The organism is Butyricimonas sp. Marseille-P2440 (assembly GCF_900091675.1).
GTDB classification, from domain to species: domain Bacteria; phylum Bacteroidota; class Bacteroidia; order Bacteroidales; family Marinifilaceae; genus Butyricimonas; species Butyricimonas synergistica.
On sequence record NZ_LT594608.1, the window covers coordinates 283064 to 305461 of the forward strand.

At 42.4% G+C, this 22398-nt stretch carries 22 protein-coding genes; 21 read left to right on the forward strand and 1 reads right to left on the reverse strand.

Annotated elements, in window-relative coordinates:
* The first annotated feature begins 79 nt into the window (after positions 1 to 79).
* The 11 genes from BN8899_RS04830 to BN8899_RS21085 all read left to right on the forward strand — a co-directional run bounded on the left by BN8899_RS04830 (position 80) and on the right by BN8899_RS21085 (position 12258).
* Positions 80 to 370: a hypothetical protein gene (locus BN8899_RS04830; RefSeq protein WP_065218542.1), complete on the forward strand. Its 291-nt coding sequence runs from the start codon at positions 80 to 82 to the stop codon at positions 368 to 370.
* Position 371: 1 nt separating this feature from the next.
* Positions 372 to 665, forward strand: a complete 294-nt coding sequence (locus BN8899_RS04835; RefSeq protein WP_065218543.1) for a cell division protein ZapA — start codon at positions 372 to 374, stop codon at positions 663 to 665.
* 269 nt (positions 666 to 934) lie between these two features.
* Positions 935 to 2470: a ribonuclease Y gene (gene rny / locus BN8899_RS04840; RefSeq protein ID WP_018339623.1), complete on the forward strand. Its 1536-nt coding sequence runs from the start codon at positions 935 to 937 to the stop codon at positions 2468 to 2470.
* Between the two features lie 113 nt (positions 2471 to 2583).
* On the forward strand, positions 2584 to 3462 hold the full coding sequence (locus BN8899_RS04845; RefSeq protein ID WP_026207895.1) for a nucleoside phosphorylase: 879 nt from the start codon (positions 2584 to 2586) through the stop codon (positions 3460 to 3462).
* A 16-nt stretch (positions 3463 to 3478) separates the two neighbouring features.
* On the forward strand, positions 3479 to 3940 hold the full coding sequence (locus tag BN8899_RS04850; protein WP_018339621.1) for a DUF4293 domain-containing protein: 462 nt from the start codon (positions 3479 to 3481) through the stop codon (positions 3938 to 3940).
* A 34-nt stretch (positions 3941 to 3974) separates the two neighbouring features.
* Entirely contained in the window at positions 3975 to 5672 is a 1698-nt protein-coding gene (locus BN8899_RS04855; RefSeq protein WP_065218544.1) for a dipeptidase, read from the forward strand.
* 241 nt (positions 5673 to 5913) lie between these two features.
* Positions 5914 to 6267 carry a 50S ribosomal protein L19 gene (rplS, locus tag BN8899_RS04860; protein WP_018339619.1) on the forward strand — a complete coding sequence of 118 codons (354 nt, stop codon included), beginning with the start codon at positions 5914 to 5916 and terminating at the stop codon, positions 6265 to 6267.
* A gap of 147 nt (positions 6268 to 6414) precedes the next feature.
* Positions 6415 to 8157 (forward strand): phospho-sugar mutase, encoded by a 1743-nt coding sequence (locus BN8899_RS04865; protein ID WP_065218545.1) that lies wholly within the window; start codon positions 6415 to 6417, stop codon positions 8155 to 8157.
* A gap of 291 nt (positions 8158 to 8448) precedes the next feature.
* On the forward strand, positions 8449 to 8823 hold the full coding sequence (locus BN8899_RS04870) for a fibronectin type III domain-containing protein (RefSeq protein WP_018339617.1): 375 nt from the start codon (positions 8449 to 8451) through the stop codon (positions 8821 to 8823).
* 687 nt (positions 8824 to 9510) lie between these two features.
* Positions 9511 to 10620, forward strand: coding sequence for a hypothetical protein (locus BN8899_RS21080; RefSeq protein ID WP_231932263.1), 1110 nt, complete (start codon positions 9511 to 9513; stop codon positions 10618 to 10620).
* A 6-nt stretch (positions 10621 to 10626) separates the two neighbouring features.
* Positions 10627 to 12258: a carbohydrate-binding protein gene (locus BN8899_RS21085; protein ID WP_065218547.1), complete on the forward strand. Its 1632-nt coding sequence runs from the start codon at positions 10627 to 10629 to the stop codon at positions 12256 to 12258.
* A 76-nt stretch (positions 12259 to 12334) separates the two neighbouring features.
* Here the strand turns inward: BN8899_RS21085 and BN8899_RS04885 are convergent, their stop codons facing one another.
* Positions 12335 to 13762 carry an ATP-dependent DNA helicase gene (locus tag BN8899_RS04885; RefSeq protein ID WP_018339615.1) on the reverse strand — a complete coding sequence of 476 codons (1428 nt, stop codon included), beginning with the start codon at positions 13760 to 13762 and terminating at the stop codon, positions 12335 to 12337.
* Positions 13763 to 13943: 181 nt separating this feature from the next.
* Between BN8899_RS04885 and BN8899_RS04890 the strand changes: the two genes are divergently transcribed.
* From BN8899_RS04890 to BN8899_RS04935, 10 genes are all read left to right on the forward strand, one after another.
* Positions 13944 to 14594: a hypothetical protein gene (locus BN8899_RS04890; protein WP_018339614.1), complete on the forward strand. Its 651-nt coding sequence runs from the start codon at positions 13944 to 13946 to the stop codon at positions 14592 to 14594.
* Between the two features lie 26 nt (positions 14595 to 14620).
* Positions 14621 to 15463 (forward strand): DUF3822 family protein, encoded by an 843-nt coding sequence (locus BN8899_RS04895; protein WP_018339613.1) that lies wholly within the window; start codon positions 14621 to 14623, stop codon positions 15461 to 15463.
* The gene (locus BN8899_RS04900) at positions 15451 to 15987 is read left to right on the forward strand and encodes an RsmD family RNA methyltransferase (RefSeq protein ID WP_018339612.1); all 537 of its coding nucleotides are present in this window, start codon (positions 15451 to 15453) and stop codon (positions 15985 to 15987) included. Before BN8899_RS04895 ends, BN8899_RS04900 begins: the two co-directional genes overlap by 13 nt.
* Before the next feature lie 114 nt (positions 15988 to 16101).
* Positions 16102 to 17082, forward strand: a complete 981-nt coding sequence (locus tag BN8899_RS04905) for a hypothetical protein (RefSeq protein ID WP_026207894.1) — start codon at positions 16102 to 16104, stop codon at positions 17080 to 17082.
* A 99-nt stretch (positions 17083 to 17181) separates the two neighbouring features.
* A complete protein-coding gene (gene pstS, locus BN8899_RS04910; protein WP_065218548.1) occupies positions 17182 to 18240 on the forward strand; it encodes a phosphate ABC transporter substrate-binding protein PstS in 1059 nt (352 codons plus the stop codon).
* Positions 18241 to 18338: 98 nt separating this feature from the next.
* Positions 18339 to 19190, forward strand: coding sequence for a phosphate ABC transporter permease subunit PstC (gene pstC, locus BN8899_RS04915; protein WP_065218549.1), 852 nt, complete (start codon positions 18339 to 18341; stop codon positions 19188 to 19190).
* An 8-nt stretch (positions 19191 to 19198) separates the two neighbouring features.
* Complete coding sequence (pstA, locus tag BN8899_RS04920) at positions 19199 to 20062, forward strand: phosphate ABC transporter permease PstA (protein WP_018339608.1); 864 nt, start codon at positions 19199 to 19201, stop codon at positions 20060 to 20062.
* Between the two features lie 69 nt (positions 20063 to 20131).
* Positions 20132 to 20899: a phosphate ABC transporter ATP-binding protein PstB gene (gene pstB, locus BN8899_RS04925; protein ID WP_018339607.1), complete on the forward strand. Its 768-nt coding sequence runs from the start codon at positions 20132 to 20134 to the stop codon at positions 20897 to 20899.
* Positions 20900 to 21022: 123 nt separating this feature from the next.
* On the forward strand, positions 21023 to 21700 hold the full coding sequence (locus BN8899_RS04930) for a phosphate signaling complex PhoU family protein (protein WP_065218550.1): 678 nt from the start codon (positions 21023 to 21025) through the stop codon (positions 21698 to 21700).
* A gap of 10 nt (positions 21701 to 21710) precedes the next feature.
* Complete coding sequence (locus BN8899_RS04935) at positions 21711 to 22388, forward strand: response regulator transcription factor (protein ID WP_065218551.1); 678 nt, start codon at positions 21711 to 21713, stop codon at positions 22386 to 22388.
* Positions 22389 to 22398 lie beyond the last annotated feature (10 nt).

Consider the following 22398-nt stretch of genomic DNA (forward strand, 5'->3'; position numbering starts at 1 on the left):
ATTAATTTCACCGCAAAATTAATAACACTCTTGATATTTAAAAGAAATTATTCTATCTTTGTCGTGTAAAGAAGATGTTATGACAGCAAAAGAAGATGCCGTTATTAACGAGCTAAAGGAGAAAGTTGAACGATTGATAAAACTATATATATCCTCGCTGGACAAAAACAGAGAGATGGAAGAGGAAATGAAAGAACTCCGGAGCCGGATCGAGCGGATGAAAAGCGAGAACATGAAATTACATGAAGAAATCAAAACATTGAAGGTGGCAGCCGCTATTTCAACCGGAGAAGGAAGTTCCGAGGCAAAGAATAGAATAAGCCAACTTGTGCGGGAGATTGATAAGTGTATTGCTCTTTTGAATAATTAATATGAATGATAAACTTACTATTACATTAAATATAGCCGGTAGGTCTTGCGTTCTGACCATAGAGAGAGAGGAAGAAGAGGCGATCAGAAAAGCCGCCCAGCTAATAAATAGTAAGATTGCAAAATATAGGGAAAAGTATGCGAATGCCGATCCCATCGACTTCCTGGCAGTTACCGCGTTACAATTCACGGTGAAAATGTTGGAGGCCGAGAAACAAAATAACATCGAGTCCGTGTTGGATAGGGTGAGAGAGATTAGCGGCAGGCTGGATGGGATTGTGAAAGAGTTAGGATAAAAATAGAGTTCTTTGAAAAGGAAATAGATATACCCGCATTATTTCGTATTTAACTGGAAAACTCAACACTTAACCAATTAGAGTGAAGCTTTGTTATCCGAAGGCAGGCCTCAACCCCTCGGGGTTCCGCAAGGACAGTGGAAGTCTGAATATAACGGCAGCTCTACCCGTGTCTAACAGGGGTTTTTTAAAGAGAAATAGTGCGGGTTTTTTGTTTGAACAAAAAACACCAAAATATAATATAACAACTATAAATTCAAGTTACGAATATGATAACAACTATAATTACCGGTGTTATTGCTTTAGTTGTAGGATTGCTTATAGGCTATATGCTGATAAACATGACCTTAAAATATAGAAGCAAAAACATCATCAAAGAAGCGGAAGCCGAGGCGGAAGTGATCAAGAAGGACAAGATTCTGCAAGCAAAGGAGAAGTTCTTGCAAATCAAGGCAGAACACGAGAAGCAGGTAAATGCCCGAAATAGCAAAATTCTTCTCGCTGAAAATAAGCTGAAACAAAAAGACGCCGAGTTGGCTCGCAAAATGGAAGAATGCCAACGCAAGATAAAAGAGGCGGAAGTACAACAAGAAACGCTGGAAGCGCAAAAGGAATTGTGGGAGAAGAAACACGCGGAACTGGATAAATACAAAAAGCAACAAATCGAACAACTGGAGGCCATCTCCGGGATGTCGGCGGAACAGGCGAAAGAGAAATTGATCAGTTCGCTGAAAGACGAGGCGGAAACCGAGGCCATGTCTTACGTGAACGAGATCATGGAAGAAGCAAAGATGACGGCTAACATGGAAGCAAAAAAGATCGTGGTTAAAACCATTCAACGGGTTGCCACGGAAACTGCCACGGAGAACGCCGTATCTATATTCCACATCGACTCGGACGAGATCAAGGGACGCATCATCGGGCGCGAAGGACGTAACATTCGGGCACTTGAAGCCGCCACCGGAGTAGAGATTATCGTGGACGATACCCCGGAAGCCATTGTACTTTCCGGATTTGACCCGGTAAGACGTGAAATCGCCCGTTTGTCTTTACATCAACTGGTAACAGACGGACGTATCCACCCGGCACGTATCGAGGAAGTCGTGAATAAAGTGAAAAAACAAATAGAGGAAGAAATCGTGGAGACAGGTAAACGTACCACAATCGACCTCGGCATCCACGGCTTGCATCCGGAATTGATCCGTCTCGTAGGTAAAATGAAATACCGTTCTTCCTATGGACAGAACCTATTGCAACACGCCCGTGAAACCGCGAATCTTTGCGCCATCATGGCTGCCGAACTAGGACTGAACGTGAAGAAAGCAAAACGTGCCGGATTATTGCATGACATCGGCAAGGTGCCCGACGACGAGCCGGAATTGCCGCACGCAATCCTCGGTATGCGCTTAGCTGAAAAATACAAAGAGAAACCGGATATTTGCAATGCTATTGGGGCTCACCACGAGGAGGTTGAAATGACTACGATGATCGCTCCTATCGTGCAAGCTTGTGATGCTATTTCGGGGGCACGCCCGGGAGCAAGACGGGAAGTCGTGGAATCTTATATCAAACGCCTGAAAGAAATGGAAGACATGGCTCTGTCATACAATGGAGTGGTTAAAACATACGCCATTCAGGCAGGTCGCGAGCTTCGTGTCGTGGTAGGAAGTGAAAAAGTTTCCGATGCCGAAGCAGAAAAGATTTCATACGAGATAGCCAAGAAAATACAGGATGAAATGACTTACCCCGGACAGGTAAAAGTTACGGTAATCCGCGAAACCAGAGCGATTAATTACGCAAAATAATTCATTTAGCCCATTCATTCGGGTTAATTTCATGAAACCAAATAATACCGGGCAAACATTTGTCCGGTATTATTTGTTTTACTAAATTTGGTTGCTCAAAAAGTAAACAGATTATGGAGCCGATAAAATCATCCGAATTAATCACGAATGAAGACGGTAGCGTCTTTCATCTTCATCTGCATCCCGAGGATTTGGCAGACCAGATTATCCTCGTGGGCGATCCGTCGAGAGTAGAAATGATCGCCTCTTATTTCGACACGATCGAGATCAGAAAAAGCGACCGGGAATTTCACACCGTCACCGGACACTACCGGGGGAAACGGATATCCGTCATCTCCACGGGTATCGGTCCCGACAACATTGACATCGTGATGAACGAACTTGATGCCCTCGTGAATATCGACTTGCAAACCAAAGAAATCAAGACCGAGAAAAAACACTTGAATATAGTGCGCATTGGCACATCCGGTTCCGTGCAGGCTGATGTTCCGGTACACTCGTTCGTGATATCCGAGATGAGCCTGGGAATCGACGGCGTATTGCGTTTCTACCGGGACAACGAAAGGGTATGCGACACGGCTTTTGAAGATACGTTTATCAAAGAATGCCATTGGACCTCGCTTGCTGCCCGACCATATGCCGTAAAGGCTTCTCCGGAATTGGTGAACAAACTACACACGGAGGGCGTAACGGTAAAAGGCGTGACGCTCACGGCAAACGGATTTTACGGTCCCCAGGGACGGGTGCTTCGGTTACCCATAGAAATGCCTGCCGTGAATGACGAAATAGCCCGTTTCCACTTTAACGGTCACAAAATCGTGAACTATGAAATGGAAAGTGCAGCCATCGCGGGACTATCGGCACTCATGGGACACCATGCTACCACGATCTGCCTGATTATCGCCAACCGGACAACCGGGGATGCTTCCTCCAATTATAAACCTTACATGAAAAAGCTTGTTGAATATACCTTAGATTCACTCGTACGTTAATTTTTTTATTTTTAATATGATACAAAGAATACAAACCCTCTACCTGCTCATCGTTGCCCTTATCATGACAATGCCTTTATTTGTCCCCATTGCCCAAGTAGTTGTTCCCAACGATGCAAGTTACAATTTTTTCACTTACGGAGTCGTGCTGATCGGCGAGCGATCTGCCCTTCAAGCACATTATTGGGCTTTACTTATCCTGAATATTTTCACGATCGGTCTGCCCCTAGTGACAATTTTCCTTTACAAGAAACGCTTTTTACAGCTTCGCCTGTGCATTGTTGAAATTATCCTTCTGGTGGGCTCCACGATATTGATGTGGTATCATATTAACCAATTCCAGAATAAAATAGATGCCGATATCCTGTATAAGCTTAGTTTTATATTCCCCTTGATTTGCGTGGTATTCACGTACCTGGGGATGAGAGGGATTTTCAAGGACATCAAGTTACTGAAATCGCTCGACCGGATTCGATAATAATTAAATCAATTATATAAACCAATAACTGAAGATGAGAAAAGTAAACACCTTAATTACATTGGCATTGGTTTGTTGCACTTCCTACACGATGGCGTGCACGAACTTTTTGTTCACGAAAGGATCCACGAAAGACGGATCTACTATGGTTACCTACTCCGCAGACTCTCACGTGTTGTACGGAGAATTATATCACTGGCCTGCAAAAGATTGGCCTGCCGGGAGTATGCTCGACGTTTACGAGTGGGATACCGGCAAATACATGGGTAAGATTCCCCAGGTTGCACATACATATAATGTAGTCGGTAACATGAACGAACACCAGCTGGCTATCTCTGAAACGACATACGGCGGAAGAAAAGAGCTGGAAACCCAATCCGGGGCTATCATCGATTACGGTAGCGCAATCTACATCACGCTGCAACGCGCAAAGACCGCCCGCGAGGCAATTGTTGTCATGACTGACCTCGTGGAGAAATTCGGTTGGGCAAGTAGTGGCGAGTCTATCTCGATCATCGACCCGAATGAAGTATGGATTCTTGAAATCATCGGCAAGGGTGAAGGAGAAAAAGGAGCCGTTTGGGTAGCCCGTATGGTACCGGACGGATACGTGTCCGCTCACGCGAATCAAGCTCGTATCACCACTTTCCCGTTAGAAGGCAAAACTTCTATCTCTTCTGACAAGATGAACAAAATTTACGACCCGAACATCACGACCGTGTATGCTAAAGACGTGATTTCTTTCGCGAAGGAAAAAGGATTCTATCCACAAGACGCTAAAAATAAAGATTTTAGTTTCTCTGACACCTACGCTCCAGTTGATTTTAGCGGGGCTCGGGCTTGCGAGATTCGCGTATGGGCATTCTTCAATGCCGTGAACCCGGACATGGGACAATACTTTGATTACGCAAACGGAAGAAATATCCAACGGGATGCCAAAGGATACGCCACGAACCGTATGCCTTTGTGGATTAAGCCGAGTGAAAAAATTGACGTACTTCAAGTGATGGACTTCATGCGCGATCACTTGGAAGGGACAGAATTGGATATGAGCAAAGATATGGGAGCCGGACCTTACGAATGTCCTTACAGATGGCGTCCGATGAGCTTTAAAGTAGACGGTAAAGAATATGTTCACGAGAGAGCAACTGCCACACAACAAACCGGGTTTACCTTTGTCGCTCAATGTAGAGGCTGGTTACCCAACGAAATCGGAGGTATCCTTTGGTTCGGCGTAGACGACGCAGCCAGCACGGTATATTTCCCGATGTACACCGTTTCAACGGAAGTACCGTTCGCATTCGCCGAGGGCAATGGCAGTATGATGGAATTCACGAACAAGGCTGCTTTCTGGGTATTCAACCAAGTGACGAACTTTGCTTACACCCGTTATAACCTGATTCACCCGGAAATTCGGGAGAAACAAGTAGCCCTGGAAAAACAATACGTGAATTTCGTGCAAATGATTGATGCCGGAGCAAAAGAAATGTTGGCAAAAGACAAGAATGCCGCAATAGAATTCTTAACAGACTTCTCTTGTAACACGGGTAATCAATTAGTTGACACGTGGAGAGATTTCTATGGCTATTTGTTCTGCAAATACATGGACGGAAACGTGAAAACAGCTATTCCCGGACAAAAGAACCCGAAAGTAGAGCAACCGGCACTACCGGAGTGGTTTTTGCGCATGATTATCGAGCAAACCGGTAAAAAATTAGAAGTAGTAGAATAGCTACTACTTCTAATTTCGGTTGCAGGTTACAAGTTGAGCCTACGGTTCTGCAAGTCACAAGTTCGAGAACCTGCAACCTGTAACTTGTGAACTTGTAACAAAATAAATATTCCGATGCTTGCACCGGAATATTTATTTTTATACCTTTGCCACTCAATTTTGAAACGTACGCAGTCTCTTACATTGAAGACTGAAAGTCGTAATACTGCGTTCGATAAATGAACCTTTTAAAATAAAGACAATGGATTTAATTAAAATTGCGGAACAAGCTTTTGCAAGAGAAAATGCTACAGAACTTCCCGTATTTTCTACAGGTGATACCATCAGTGTACATTACAAGATTATCGAGGGGAGCAAAGAACGTGTTCAGATTTTCAAAGGTGTAGTTATCCAAATCAAGGGTACAGGTACCACCAAAACCTTTACGGTTAGAAAAATGTCTGGTAACGTTGGAGTAGAACGTATCATTCCTTTCAATTCTCCTTATATTCAATCAATTGAGGTGAACAAAAAAGGTGTTGTTCGTAGAGCTAGAATTTATTATTTCCGTGATCTTACCGGAAAGAAAGCAAAAATTAAAGAGAAGAAATTTTAATTTAAGCTTTAGCTATATAAAAAAGCCTCGTTTGACACGAGGCTTTTTTATTTTTCTTCTCTAAAACGTAACAATTTAACCTAAAAATCCATATCATTCATTCAGGAAAATCCTAACTTTGCAAGAAGGTAAATAAAATGACCGCTTATGGAAAACAATGACATTATTAAAATAGCCAGAGCAAAAGCCGAAAAATGGTTAGACAAGGCTTATGACGAAAAAACACGTGCAGAGGCACAACGTATGTTGAATGACCCGGACTCGACAGAATTAGTAGAGTCATTCTACAATGACCTCGAATTTGGCACGGGAGGGTTACGAGGAATCATGGGAGTCGGTACCAACCGGATGAACATTTACACGGTAGGGGCAGCCACGCAAGGTTTCTCCAATTACATCAACCAAATGTTTCCTAACGAGAAAAAAGCCGTGTGCATCGGACACGATTGCCGGCATAATTCCCGCTTATTCTCGGAAACTGCCGCCAATATTTTCTCGGCTAACGGGATTCACGTTTACCTGTTTGAAGACCTGCGTCCCACACCGGAAATGTCATTCGCCATCCGGGAATTAGGCTGTAAAGGCGGAGTTATTCTCACGGCATCCCACAACCCGAAAGAATACAACGGATACAAAGCATACTGGGACGACGGTTCACAACTCGTGCCCCCGCATGATAAAAACGTGATAAACGAGGTCAAGAAAGTACAAATCAATGATATAAAATTCCAAGGAAATCCCCAGATGATCACCATTCTGGGAGAAGATTTTGACAAAAAATACCTTGATAAGGTGAAGACACTAAGTCTTTCTCCCGAAGCTATCCGGAAAGAACACGATTTGAAGATCGTCTTTACCCCGCTACACGGAACGACTTATGAACTCGTCCCTGCATCCTTGCGAAACTGGGGATTCACAAACATCCATACCGTACCCGAGCAAAGCATTCCGGACGGGGACTTCCCTACCGTGGCTTCCGCTAACCCGGAAGAACCTGCCGCATTCAAAATGGCTTTGGATCTGGCTCGCGAAATAGATGCAGACCTCGCTATGGCATGTGACCCCGACGGCGACCGTATCGGTATCGCGGTCAAGGATGACAAAGAAGAATGGACTTTATTGAACGGCAATCAAACCAATATTATTTTCACGGAATACATCATCCGCAAAAAAAAGGAATTAGGTTTGCTGAAAGGTAGCGAATATACCGTAAAAACCATTGTCACCACAGAATTGATCAAGGATATCGCAGAAAAGAACAACATTATTTGTTATGACGTGTACACCGGCTTCAAATGGATTGCCGACGTGATCCGAAAAGAGGGCGGCGAGAAATTCATCGGTGGCGGCGAAGAGTCATTCGGCTTCATGCCGGGAGCCTTCACCCGTGACAAAGACGGAATTTCAGCCACTTCACTCATGGCAGAAATCGCCGCATGGGTGAAAACGCAAAACAAGACGCTATACACGTTCCTGAAAGAGATTTACGCTAAATACGGATTCTCGCAGGAGAGAATGATTTACATCGTGCGCAAAGGCATCACCGGGGCACAGGAGATCAAATCCATGATGGAGGACTTCCGTCACAACACGCCCAAGAGCATCAACCATAGCGATGTGGTGCTCAAAAAAGATTACCTGACACGGGAAGCGACCGACCTTCGCACGGGCGAAAAGAAGCATCTCGATTTTGAAACGACCAGCGACGTGTTGCAGTTCTTCCTCGCAGACGGAAGTAAAATATCTGTACGTCCTTCCGGAACCGAGCCCAAGATCAAATTCTATTTCGAGGCACGTACACTGATGAAAGACGTGAATGATTACGAACGAGCGCAAAAAGAAGCAAACGATCGTATCGATGCAATCATCAAAGATTTAAAGATTGAATGATTCTGTGATTGGGTGATTTCCGATTAAGAGTATAAGTATTAGCCGATTAATTTATCATGAATTAATCGGCTTTTGTATTGTAGATTTTTTCTCGCAAAAGAAAACAATAGAATCTTCAATTCGATAGTTCCATTTCTAATCAAATATTTAAACTCACTTGAAATATCAAAAAAAGTTATTCTATAAAATACAATTCTTCTTAAAATATCACGACAAATATTTGCAAAGGCATGAGTATTTACGTATATTTATAACGATATACTAAAATTCAAAATCTTAAAAACCAAAATTATGAAAAAAAACTTTTTGAAGCCATTTGCACTTATCTGTCTAAGTTTAGTCATTATGACAATTGTCGTTGCTAATGTAGTTCTTGAGCGTCCTAGTCCTCCGAGAGAGCCTAATGTAAATTACATAACGGCTACTTCATGCGAAATATCATATAAAGCACCCTTGAATGACGGCGGATCACCAATACTAGCTTACATTATAGAATGCCAATACAAAAATTCTCCAGGATGGATTCAAAAAGGAGTATCTAAAGAACTTAAATATACTGTTATTAATATGAAAGAAAATAGTACGACTAGATTTCGTATTAAAGCCATTAATCGTGTAGGAGAAAGTGATCCTGTAGAAACCGGAATTATTGAATTTAAGTATTAAAGGATAAACAATTTCCACATGATCTAACAATCACACCGAATTTTTAAAGAGAGGATCATATACCTCTCTTTATTCTAATCTTCAAAAAATCTTCTTGTTTCACAATATATTATACGATATTTTATATATTTAACCTGTACTAAAAATAAACCTGCAAACATGAAAACTACAAATCTAAAAACAGCTATAACTTACGAAAGTAAGTTGATAAGAAGGAATTGGTTATTCTACCTTTTCATTTTGGGGGTAGCGTGTATATTAGGTACTCTTATCCCAGGTGTGTTTTTTATCCCAGGTATTGGGAGAATTTCGTGGGATGATGTTGTATTTGCATCTTCTATGCCTTTGCGTGGAATCTATTTTCTAAACCTATTTCAATCTCTCATTGTTGCATTCCTTGTTTGTGACATTCAAAGAAAACGGAAAAAAGCTGAAACCGGGGAAGTTCTCTCAGCACGACCAATCAGCAATGGTCAAACCCTTCTCGGAGAGGCTATAGGCATTCTTATCCCATTCCTCACGATAGATATTATTTTCATGACCATATCCATGATTATCAACATATTCATCCCGAATTCTCCAGTCAGTTTATGGATAAACCTTTTCTATTTTTTCACCTATACGATTCCCTCGCTAGTTTTCATCACCAGCCTATCTATGTTTGTCAACAAACTGGTTAAACACCCCATGTTTAGTTGGTTGATTCTAATGGCTTTTCTCTATCTCGAATACAATTACGCTGCAACAGCTTTTTACGGCATACTGGACTTCCAAGGACGCTTGCTTCCCAACTCTTTTTCCTCTATGGTGGGATTCGTAGACCTATCTAGTTTCCTACTCCACCGGGGTGTTTTCTTGCTACTAGGGATTAGTTTTCTCTACTTTAGCATTTTACTCGTGAAGAGGCTCCCCGGGATCGCCGGTCGGCAACGTTATTTAGCTGTTCCTGCCATGTTATTTTTAGCATTTTCCTTGTGCCTCAGTTTCATCTACATTGAAAAGTTCCAATCCCGCTTGGAAAATAGAATTACCTGCCGCAAAGCCTTTCTTAAATACACCAAAACTCCCAAAGCCCGCGTGATCGCACACGACATCACATATTGCCCCGAGGGGAATACATTCTCGGCAACAAGCCGAATGAAAGTACAAAACCAGAAAAAAAAGCAAATAGACCAGCTCTTGTTATTCCTTAACCCAGGGCTGAAAATTAACAAGATTGAATCCAACGGACAAAGCCTTCCCTTTCATAGAAACTACCTAGCCGTTGTCATCGAACGTTCCCTAGAACCAAATGAATATATCAAATTAGATATCGATTACGGGGGATACATTGATGAAGATATTTACCAGATAAATCTACCTGACGAGGATTTCTTTTCTCCAACCCCTGATTTATACCGCAAAGAGAATTATGGCAAGCACTCCGCTTTTGTATCAAGTAAATTCACATTCCTTAGACCGGAAGTGATGTGGTACCCGACAACAGTTCCCTCGATAGCATGGCAAGCATCTGCAGAAATGAATTTCACGAGTTACACGCTCCATGTCAAAAAAACGGGCGAACTGACTATTTTATCCCAAGGAGTACCCACGACAGAAGGAGATTACATCACGTTTAACAATTTACAAAACTTGACGGGGCTAACCCTCTGTATCGGGGAATACGAGAAAAGAGCTCTCACAATCGACTCGCTTACCGTGGAACTTTATACTTACTCGGGAAATGATTGCTACATGAAATATTTCGACGAATGGGATCTCCTCAAAGAAGACAACCCAAACCGGGAGAAAGATTAAAAAAAAATGTTTTACCTGTGCAAAGATGAGATAGAGCAAGATAAACCCAATCCTTATCCTTTCAAATATTTCAAACTGATTGAGGTGCCTTCATCTTCTTATTTTTTACGTTCGACTTTATTTAACGACTGCATGCAACCGGAAATCGCACTTTTCCATGAACGATTATGCCGCATAGAAACCCGCAATCCTGCTGATTATGCAAATAATAACCATTACGACAAAAGTGTACAAGAATATCTTTTAACTGTCAATTTTCCCGGTTTATGGAATAACTATATGAGAATAAAACATATTTTCACCGATTACAATAGTTGCATCACGTCCGACACGTACCAAGGCATAGAACTAATATTCAAACGGATGATAAATCCGGATGTACATATAAGTTCCGATAATATCATGAGCCCCCAATTATTAAATCACATCGCAGAACGAGGATTAAAAGGAATCATCACGGAAGAATATAGCCGTGAACAAAACATCGCTATCCGTTCGAAAGTTTCCCATTTACTCGGGTATCTTACCACAATCACGCCCTGGGATGCCTTGAGCCAGTTTATGCAAGAATTTAATACACGTACTTATTTCCAAGAAGTTAACTTCGATTCATTTATCGAGAAATTCGAACAACGTTTCGGACAAGACATCAAGGCATACATGGACGAATGGTACACGACTCACGAAGTTCCCTTGTTATCAATAAAAGACGCATCCCGTAAAACCACGGAAGATACACAAATCATCGAGTTCAAAGTTGGTAATTTCAGCAAGACAGACGGTATCGTTTCAATCGTAGCAAGGAACTACCCCGGGAAAAGTGTAATCAGAAATCTCCAAAGTTACTTGATTAAAGCCGGGGAATGCAAACGAATCGTCGTTCATGAAGACATAAAACATCAGGTACAATTAACCACAAACTTTTCAGGACATTTCCCTGAAAACATTTTTTTCGAAGTCCAGCAATCTCCATTATCCGGTCCTATACCGAAGGAAGGCATCACGTTACTTGATAGAAATCAATTCTATTCCCCGGGGGAGATCATTGTAGACAACGAGGATGATAATTTCTCTTTAATCGATTCGGCAAACAATCGAAAACGATTGACCGATATCATCAAAAAAGAAGACGGACAGAAATATACTAACCGCTTGCAGGTCCTAAAAACTAACGCCTGGAGCTTGCCTATATTACAGGAACTCCATGGCAAGTATATTCGTAGTGCTTTCGTAAAAAAAGCCGGCACGGGACAATTCAAGGCTGAATGGAGAGCAAATCTCCCGGAAGCAGGGAAATACGAAATATTTGTCTATAGACCTCATCTTGTCGGATACGAAGGAGGAAAAACAGCAACCGATCACCCTGGAATGAAAAATTACTATACAGTTTATACCCCCAAGGGAAAAGAGGGAATCATCTTAGAAATCCCTGATAAAGAAGAGATTTGGATAGGATGCACCTCCACCTTACCGGAAGAAGAAGCCTGGGTATCATTAGGCACGTTTACCCTGCCGGCAGGAGAATCCCGAGTCGTGTTGGATGACCGGGGAGTGTCTACTATTACAGATAGACTATATGGAGAGTTAAATCAAATGGTGGTCGCCGACGCCGTTAAGTGGGTAAAGAAAAAATATTAATGGAAATTTATACAATAAAGAGTACCCTAAAAGTGTCTGACTTTTAGGGTACCTTTATTATGAACATTCTACAAATTCATTCCACCACGGAATCACCAAACAACTCATCTTTGAAATTAATCAAATACAATTTCTTACGGGCACGTGTGAATGCCGTGTATAGCCAACGCCAATATTCGTCGTCCGGCTTTTCTTCTCCCATCCATCCCGGATCGATGAAAACAGCATCCCATTGCCCGCCTTGTGCTTTATGGCAAGTTACAGCATAAGCGAATTTGATTTGCAAGGCATTGAAATACTCGTCTTCCTGAATCTTTTTGTACCGCTTTTGTTTGGAAGGAATATCCATATAATCCTCTTCCACTGCCGCAAACAATTTGCGATATTCGTCATAACTCAATGCCGGTTGTTCCGAGGTCAATGTATCGAGCATTACCCATGCTGAAATCTCCTCCTCGTACCCGTAAATACTCAGGCGGGCATTGACAAAATGGAATCCGTACAGGTCTTTATACTTACCTACTTTTTCAACGGTAGCGATGTCCCCGTTGGCAATAAAATCAATTTTGTCATACTCCGCTCCCCAAAAATAATTGTTTTTAACCACCATAATCTTGTCCCCGCTACCGAACGCCTCTTCCCGATAAAGTACCCGAGCCCGGATTCCCTCGTTAAAACGATTCGCCCGCTTGTTAGAACGACAGATCACCATCGTTTCGTCCATGCCGAACGTACTGTAACAATGGTCTATTTCTTCCAACAACTCGCCTCCCCCGACACGCACGATGTCCGGGAAGGGGGCAACTTTCAAAAGCAATTGGGCATAAGGAGCCGCCCCGATCATCTCCCGCACGAGCGTGGCATTGTATAGTATCCCGGATTGTTCGGATTGACGCATAATATCCGTGAGGCTCGCCTCGTAAACCTCCATCCCATAACTTGCTTGCAGGAAATCAGCTTCCAAAGCAGGACTGACATCTACTCCCACCGGGGGCAACTGTGCCGTGTCCCCGATCAACACCAAACGGTTGTTGCGCCCGTTATAAACAAACTCGAACAAATCGTCCAACAAAGAACCTGTCCCGAAATTAGAATCCTGGGAATTCATCGAGATCATAGATGCCTCGTCCACGAAAAACAGCACGTTGGCACCCGCGTTAAATCCCAAGTTAAAGACGCCAATTCCTTCCTGTGCATTCTTCTGACGATAAATCTTCTTGTGTATCGTATATGCAGACTGCCCCGAATACCCGGAAAACACTTTTGCCGCACGCCCGGTCGGAGCCAATAGCACAACATGATATTCAAATTGTGCCAAAGTATTCACGATTGCCGCAACCAATGACGTCTTACCCGTCCCCGCATATCCCTTCAACAAGAACAAACTTTCGGGATTACGATCAAAAAAGAAAGCCGCAAAAAGTCTCATCGCTTCTTGTTGTGAAGGCGAAAACTCAAAACCAAACTTCTCTTTTACAACACGTTCAAAATGTTCATTTATCATGATTAAAATAAATAGCCAAAACTGTGGTATGATCTTTTTTTTTCTTATATTTGCCAACACTACAATCCACCGTGGATTGGTGCGGGGTGTCGTAAGAAACACCGTGTAAAGATATGAAAAAACAGCTTGAAAGTAATAGAACTAACTTGTTTAATATATAATAAATATACAGACAGAAAAGATGAAACCAGTTAAGATCATTATCCAAATCGTTTTAGCAATTGCGGCTATCTACCTGGGGTATTTGTGCTACGAGAGCGTGCAGAATCCCATTCAATTCCAAAAATTGAAGAAACAAAGATATGATAGGATTATCCAGAGATTAAAGGATATCAGAACTGCACAAGTGGCTTACAAAGACATTCACGGAGTATACACGAGTAGTTTTGATACTTTAATTAGTTTCGTGAAATACGATTCTTTAAAAACCGTTCGTTCTATCGGAGAACTTACCGACGACCAACTGGATCAAGGAATGACGGAACAAGAAGCTTTGAAAAAGGGATTAATCATCCGTGATACGATTCGCGTGTCTGCTTTGGAGCAACTTTTCGGAAAAGATTATCCGATCGATGAAATCCGGTATGTCCCGTTCACCAAAAGGAAACACGAATTCTTGATGGGAACAAATATGATTTGGACCGAATCGAATATTGAGGTACCCGTTTTTGAAGCTCGTGTTAATAACATGATTATTTTCGAAGATATGTTCGATGAATACGGTGATGCTATTCTCGAAGAAAACGGTGAAAGAAAACGGTTACAAAAATACCCAGGTCTGAAAGTGGGTAGCGTACAAGAGGCAAACAATAACGTGGGTAACTGGGAGTAAACTTCTGGTTTGTAAACGAGAAATACATGCAGAGTATTTATTTTGTTGACTCGAATTTCACTTACGAATTATCTACACAGTCGATATTATCCATCCGTTATGCAACGGATGGATTTTCATTTTGCGTGTACGATGCTCACGATAAATTAATGGTATTTGTGCATGAACCTTATGCCGCCGATTCCCGGGAAGCAGTTCTCGCCCGATTGAAAAATTATCTCGTGAACGATGTAATTTTAAATCTACGTTTCAAAAAAGTATATCTTATGCCTTGCTTTAGCGCGAAAACTCTCATCCCCGAGGCTCTTTTCGATAAAGCAAACGTAACGACCTTATACTCGTTAAATCAAGAGATTGCTCCCGACGATACACTCTTGTTCCATCCGATCGAAAGTATGGATGCCTACCTGGTTGAAACCATCAACTCTCCTTTCAACGATTTTATTCGGGAACATTTCCCGACCATCCGGATCGTGAATGAGGCATATCCTTTTATACAAGGGGCTTTATCCAAAGCATTGCATGACTCGGAACAGATATTCCTGAACATCCAGGACAGCTTTTTCGATGTACTGTTTATAAAAGACACAAGAGTACAATTATTCAACACGTTCAATTATAGGACAGCAACCGACACCGTGTATTTCTTGTTGAACTGTATAAAAGAATGCCAGATTCAAAAAGAGAAATTACACGTTTCTGTTTTTGGTCCGGCAACAAACGACGGTAAACTAAAAGAATTACTTTCAACATATTTGCCACATCCTTATTTCGCGAAAGAGCCGTTATTAAACGAAATATTGAATGACAAAGAGATGAATTCCTCTCATTTTATTCACTTGTTAAACCTTCATCGATGCGGATTATAAGCGGAACACATAAAGGCAAAGTGATTTGCCCGGACAAAAATTTTAAAGCACGCCCGACAACGGACTTTGCCAAAGAAAATTTGTTTAACGTGCTCAACAACTACATCGATATAGAGGGAGCTTCTGTCCTAGACTTATTCTCCGGCACCGGTAGTATAAGTTATGAATTTGCCTCACGAGGAGCGGAACGAATCGTATCTATCGAACAGAATTACAATCACTATTCTTTCATAAAAAAGACCGTGGCACAACTCGGTTTCAAAAGCATCACCGTGTTTAAAACCGATGTGTTCATCGCTTGCAAAAAACTGAAAGGCAAGTCGTTCAATATCATCTTTGCCGACCCGCCGTATGACTTGGATAAAATCATGGATATTCCGGCAGCTATTTTTGACAACGAGTTGTTAGCACCGGAGGGATTGGCTATCATCGAGCATCCCGGCACCGTGGATTTTTCTTCCGCACCTTTCTTCTCCGAACATCGCCAATATGGCAGTGTTAACTTTTCTATTTTCAGACAATAGAAAATGTAACATTGTTGTAATTAAAATGTATCTTTTTAGAAATCTTTTCAATCTACTTTAGTCACCGAAAACAAGAGGTTTTCAATTATTTATTAATGACTAAAATTTAGACAAATGAAAAAGATTTTAATGAGTGTGGTTTTGATCATTGCTTGCTTGAGCAGTTTCGGACAAGAAGAAAAAAAGAAATTTCAAATTACAGGAAAGCCTATCGTTACTGTTTTCGCGAATTATCATGCAGGATTAGGAAACGCAAACAAAGAATCCGGTTTCGCACTAGACCGTGCTTATCTTGGGTATCAATTCTCCCTCACCGAGAAATTAAGCGGTAAAGTAGTATTCGATATGGGTTCCACCAAAGTAGACGGTGCTGACCTTGAAAGAGTAGCTTACCTCAAGAATGCCATGTTAAGCTGGAAAACAGGAGATTTCACGCTGGACTTCGGGTTGATCGGATTGGAACAATTCAACGTGCAGGAAAAATTCTGGGGATACCGTTATATCATGAAATCATTCCAAGACGAATACAAATTCGGTTCCAGCGCAGACATGGGTATCTTGGGAAAATACAAATTTGCCAAATGGCTGTCTGCTGACATCACGATCAGTAACGGTGAGGGTTACAAAAAACTGAATGGCGACAACAAATACAGATACGCTCTCGGGACTACATTATTCCCGGTAGAAGGTCTGACCGTTCGTGCTTACTATGACATTGCCGGTAAAAATGGCGACGGCGATGGGATCGAGAGTCAACAGAGCTTAGCTTTCTTTGCTGGTTACAAACACAAATTATTCTCTCTTGGAGCCGAATACAACCAAATGTTCAACTCGAAATCCAAAAAAGACAAAGACCAAAACGGTTTCTCCATTTATTCCACGGTAAAATTAGCTGACAAGTTTGACATCTTCGGGAGATACGACAATCTAGCTTCTAAAGACGATTGGAGCAGCACAGACGGTCAAAGAATCTTGGCAGGTATCCAATATTCACCAATCAAACAATTGAAAATCGCCCCGAACTTCTCAACATGGAATCCCCGTGACGGTAAATCAAGCGCTTTCGTCTATTTAAACATCGAATTCAAGTTGTAACATGAATGTAACATTCGTGCAACATTCATGTAACAAGATTCATCTAAACTTGCATTGTAAAAATGAATCAATAGATGTTGAAATTAATACGATTAGAAAATGAAAAACTTATTTATTATTCTTCTTGCTATCGCGATTGCATCTTGCGGAAACTCCAAGAAAAACAAGGGTTCCGAGGATAAGAAAATGAACATCTCAGCTGCCGGGGCAACTTTCCCATTGCCATTCTACAACCTGGCATTCAAAACCTACCAGGAGAAAACCGGAAACACCGTGACCTACGGGGGTATCGGTAGCGGCGGCGGAATCAGAAGCTTGAAAGATAAAATTGTTGACTTCGGGGGATCGGATGCTTATCTTTCTGACGCCGAAATACAAGAAATGCCTTACGCCACGATACACATCCCGACTTGCATGGGAGCCGTGGTGCTGGCATATAACCTGCCGGAAGTGAAAGATTTGAAACTCTCGGGAGAGGTGATTGCCGATATTTATTTAGGCAAAATCACCAAATGGAATGATGCCAAGATCAAAGAATTGAATCCCGGCATAATCCTTCCGGACAAAGAGCTGACCCCAGTGTATCGTTCGGATGGTAGTGGTACGACATTCGTTTTCAGCGATTATCTAACCAAGGTCAGCAACGATTGGAAAGACAACATGGGTACCGGGAAATCACTGAAATGGCCCGTGGGACTTGCAGCAAAAGGCAACCCAGGTGTAGCCGGAACCATTAGCCAAACTCCCGGCAGCATCGGTTACATCGGGTCGGAATACGCTTTCTCCCTGAATATCCCGATGGCACAAATGAAAAATAGCTCCGGCAACTTTATCACGCCAAACACGGAAAGCATTTCCGCGGCAGCCAAAGGTGACATCCCGGCAGACACACGTACCATGATTACTAATTCGTCCGCCCCGGATGCCTATCCGATTAGTTGCTTCACCTGGATTATCCTTTACAAAGAACAAGCGTATTCTAACAGAACTTTGGCACAAGCACAAGCTACTGCCAAATTACTGGACTGGATGCTAAGTCCCGAAGCACAAGCGTTGACGACAAAAGTACATTACTCTCCACTTCCGAAATCCGCGGTGGACAACGCCAAAGCACTATTAAACTCTATAAGTTTCGAGGGCAAACAAGTCCTCAAGTAAATTAGGTGATTTACGATTTCATGATTAAGTGATTCTTGAATTTTCATTCTTGAAAATCACTTAATCGTAAATCATCAAATCACTCAATAAGTTATTTTATGCGTGATATTATTTTCAAACGGCTACTTTCCATTTGTTGCATCCTGATTTTATTGATCAGCGCCGGGATGATCTACTCCCTCGTGAGTGGCTCCCTGTCTGCTTTCGGTCATTACGGATTCTTCCAATTCATCGGTTCAACGGAATGGGACCCACATCCGGATAGAGAAACCTACGGAGCCCTTTCGTTCATTGTAGGGACATTATTAACCTCTTTTCTGGCGTTAATCTTCTGCATCCCGTTCTCCCTACCCGTTGCTCTTTTCACCGGGGAATTCTTCAGGGGTAAAAAGATAGCCTCCTTTATTAGTTCCATCATTGACTTGCTGGCAGGAATACCCTCCATCGTTTACGGCTTATGGGGCTTCTACACGTTCCGCCCGCTAATCATAGAAATGGGGGTAAACGCACAAGGATTCGGGATACTAACATCTTCCATCATCCTGGCAATCATGATTATACCTTATGCTTCTTCCCTCAGTGGCGAATTTATCTCAATGGTTCCCAACGAACTGAAAGAAGCAGCATACAGCTTAGGCGCAACCCGCTACGAAGTAATCAGAAGCGTTACTTTCCCCGCTGCAGGTTCCGGTGTATTTGCCAGTTATATTCTCGCCTTGGGACGAGCCTTGGGTGAAACGATGGCGGTAACCATGTTGATCGGAAACACGAACAACCTCCCCACGTCCCTTGCCGACACGGGCAACACGATGGCAAGTATTATTGCAAATCAATTCGGCGAGGCTGACGGCTTAAAATTAAGTTCGCTCATTGCCATCGGGTTACTTTTGTTCTTGATCACTGCAATCATAAACTTAGTCGCAAAACTCGTTACAAAGAAACTTAACTAATAAAAAAAATGAGCAGTTTAAAATATAGAACGATAAAAGACAAGACATTCTTCTACGTAACCTGTTTTCTCGCCTCATTGACCGTAGTACCGTTATTCGCAATTATATGGGAATTAATCAAAAAAGGCTACAAACAGATCAACTGGAACTTCTTCACGGAGAGTGCCCCGAGCACACTGGATGCCATGTTAGCACGCAACACGGGGGACATTATTCCCGGGGGTATAGCCAACGGGATCACAGGGACCTTACTTATGGTCGTGCTGGCAGCTATTATCGCAATACCGATCGGCATTTTGGTAGGCATCCATCTATCGGAACATCCGAAAACGAAGTTTTCCTACATCACCCGGTTTCTAACCGACTTGATACAAGGCAGCCCTTCTATCGTGATTGGTATTATCGCCTATGCCTGGATTGTCAAACCGATCGGAAGTTACTCCGCCCTGGCAGGAAGCGTCGCACTAAGTATTATGATGCTTCCCCTCATCGTTCGCTCGACAGAAGAAACATTAAAAATGTTACCGGGCAGCCTGAAAGAAGCCGGGCTTGCTCTCGGGGCTTCATATACCAGTGTCATACTCAAAGTATTGCTACCGGCAGCTTTCGGGGGATTGTTCACGGGCATACTGCTCGCCATATCCCGCGTGATGGGAGAAACCGCCCCACTTATGCTTACCGCCCTGGGAAGTACCACAATCAACTGGGATATCGTAAAACCGACTAGCGCAGTTCCTCTATTAATCTGGGAATTCTACAACGACCCCAATTTGATAGATATGATTTGGAGTTCATCTCTCTTCCTACTGATTTTGATATTATCACTTAATATTATTGCAAAACAAATTGCGAAAAAATGGAGAATTCAATAATTTACGATTTATGAATTTAGATTTATGAATTTCAAATCTAAAATCGTAAATCTAAAATCTAAAATTAATATGGTTATCACAAATCCAATACTACAACTAAAAGACGTTTCCATATCATACACTCCCGGGAAGAATGCCGTGGAATCGGTTAGTGCTGACATAGCGGAGAAACAGATCACGGCAATCATGGGACCCTCCGGATGCGGGAAAAGCACTTTATTACGAGCTATCAACCGAATGCACGAGCTATACCCGGACATAAAAACGACCGGGGAGATCCTGCTGAACGGGAAGAATATATTAAAAACAAATCCCATGGAAGTACGCCGTATGGCGGGAATGGTATTCCAACGACCGAACCCCTTTCCTACCATGAGTATCTATGACAACGTGATTGCCGGGTATAAGCTGAACGGCATATCTCTACCCAAGCGGGAAAAAGACGAACTCGTGGAGCAAAGCTTGAAAAATGTGGGTTTATGGGATGAAGTAAAAGACTCTTTATTCAAAAAGGGAACTTTTCTTTCCGGGGGACAACAACAACGCTTGTGTATTGCTCGAGCTCTCTCGTTAAAACCTCAGGTACTCCTGATGGACGAACCGACTTCTGCACTTGACCCGATTGCCACGAATCGCATCGAAGAACTACTGCTTGACCTGAAGAAAGAATTCACAATCATGATCGTCACACACAATATGTCGCAAGCCGCACGTATTTCGGACTACTCCATGTTCATGTATCTCGGGAATCTCATCGAATATGACGAAACGCAGAAGATGTTCACCAACCCGAGCGACAAACGCACGGAAGAATATTTGACAGGACAGTTCGGATAATTTCGTGATTTATGATTTCAGATTAAGTGATTCCAACCGCACAAGGCTAATACTTTTAGTAATCATTGAATCACCAATCTCTGAATCTATAGTTTTTAACTTTTAGCTTATATCTTATACATCATGACTACAATCAGAGAAAAATACCTCGAAAAAATAAAAGAAGATTTTGAAGTGCTGTCCACGGTGGTTATCCAGCAGATGGAACTCGTGTACACCCTCACGGAAAGCAATAAAGACACGGAATTACATTCCTCGATAGAACAAAACGAAGTCATCATCGACAGTCTTGAAGTAAAAATTCGGGATGAAATCATCAATTCCATCGTACTTTACTGTCCCCGTGCAAGCGATTGCCGAAAAATCATGTCCTATCATGATATGACAGCTTACCTGGAAAGAATCGGCGACTTGCTTCTTAACATTGCAGATTTCTTGCGGGAAGTAGATCCCAAAGGCAGTTTATACACGCTATTCCTGAAAATCATTCACGAACAACTGGAAATCGTGAAAAAAATGACACAAAATGCTATCTTTGCTTTCACGTGTGAAGACGAGAACCTGGCGAAAGAGATTATCCGAACAGATGATATCGTGGACAAGAATCACAAGGAAATCATTCACGGGATTCCTCTTCATTTCGTGGGTAAAACCGTCAAAGACCAAGATTTGTTGGACGCCCTGTCACTAAGCAGCATGTCGTACAACATCGAACGGATCGGCGACAACGCCACAAATATAGCGGAGGCAGCAATCTATCTCATGGAAGGGAAGAACGCAAAACATATTCATAACAATTAAATTTGGAATTATGGACAAACAACGCATTTTAGTCGTCGACGACGAAGCAGATTTAAGAGAAATCCTGCAATTCAACCTCGAAAGCGAAGGCTATACAGTCGACACTGCCCCTTCCGCGGAGCAAGCCTTGAAAATGCTCTCCGAAGAATATGACCTCATATTACTGGACGTCATGATGGACGGGATGTCCGGTTTCAAGATGGCGGAGAAATTACGTAGAGATATGCAAAACTCCACCCCTATCATCTTCCTCACCGCCAAAGACACAGAAAACGATATGCTCACCGGTTTCAACATCGGCGGGGATGATTACATATCCAAACCCTTCTCGATAAAAGAAGTATCCGCACGGGTAAAAGCCGTGCTGAAAAGAACCGGTTCCCCGGAAAGTAAGAAGATCATCATCGACGTGGGGGAAATGCACATAGACCAAAGTACCAAGTGCGTGTCCATCCGCAATAGTATTGTTCCTATCACTAAAAAAGAGTTCGAGATATTAAATATGCTGGCACAATCGCCCGGTAGAATCTATTCCCGCGAAGATATTCTCAACAAAGTATGGAATGACGACAGTTACGTGCTGGAACGTACTGTCGATGTCCACATTACCCGACTGAGAAAAAAACTCGGGGACCAGGGGAAACATATTGTCAATCGTTCCGGATATGGCTATTGCATAGAACTTTAAAAGTTAATAC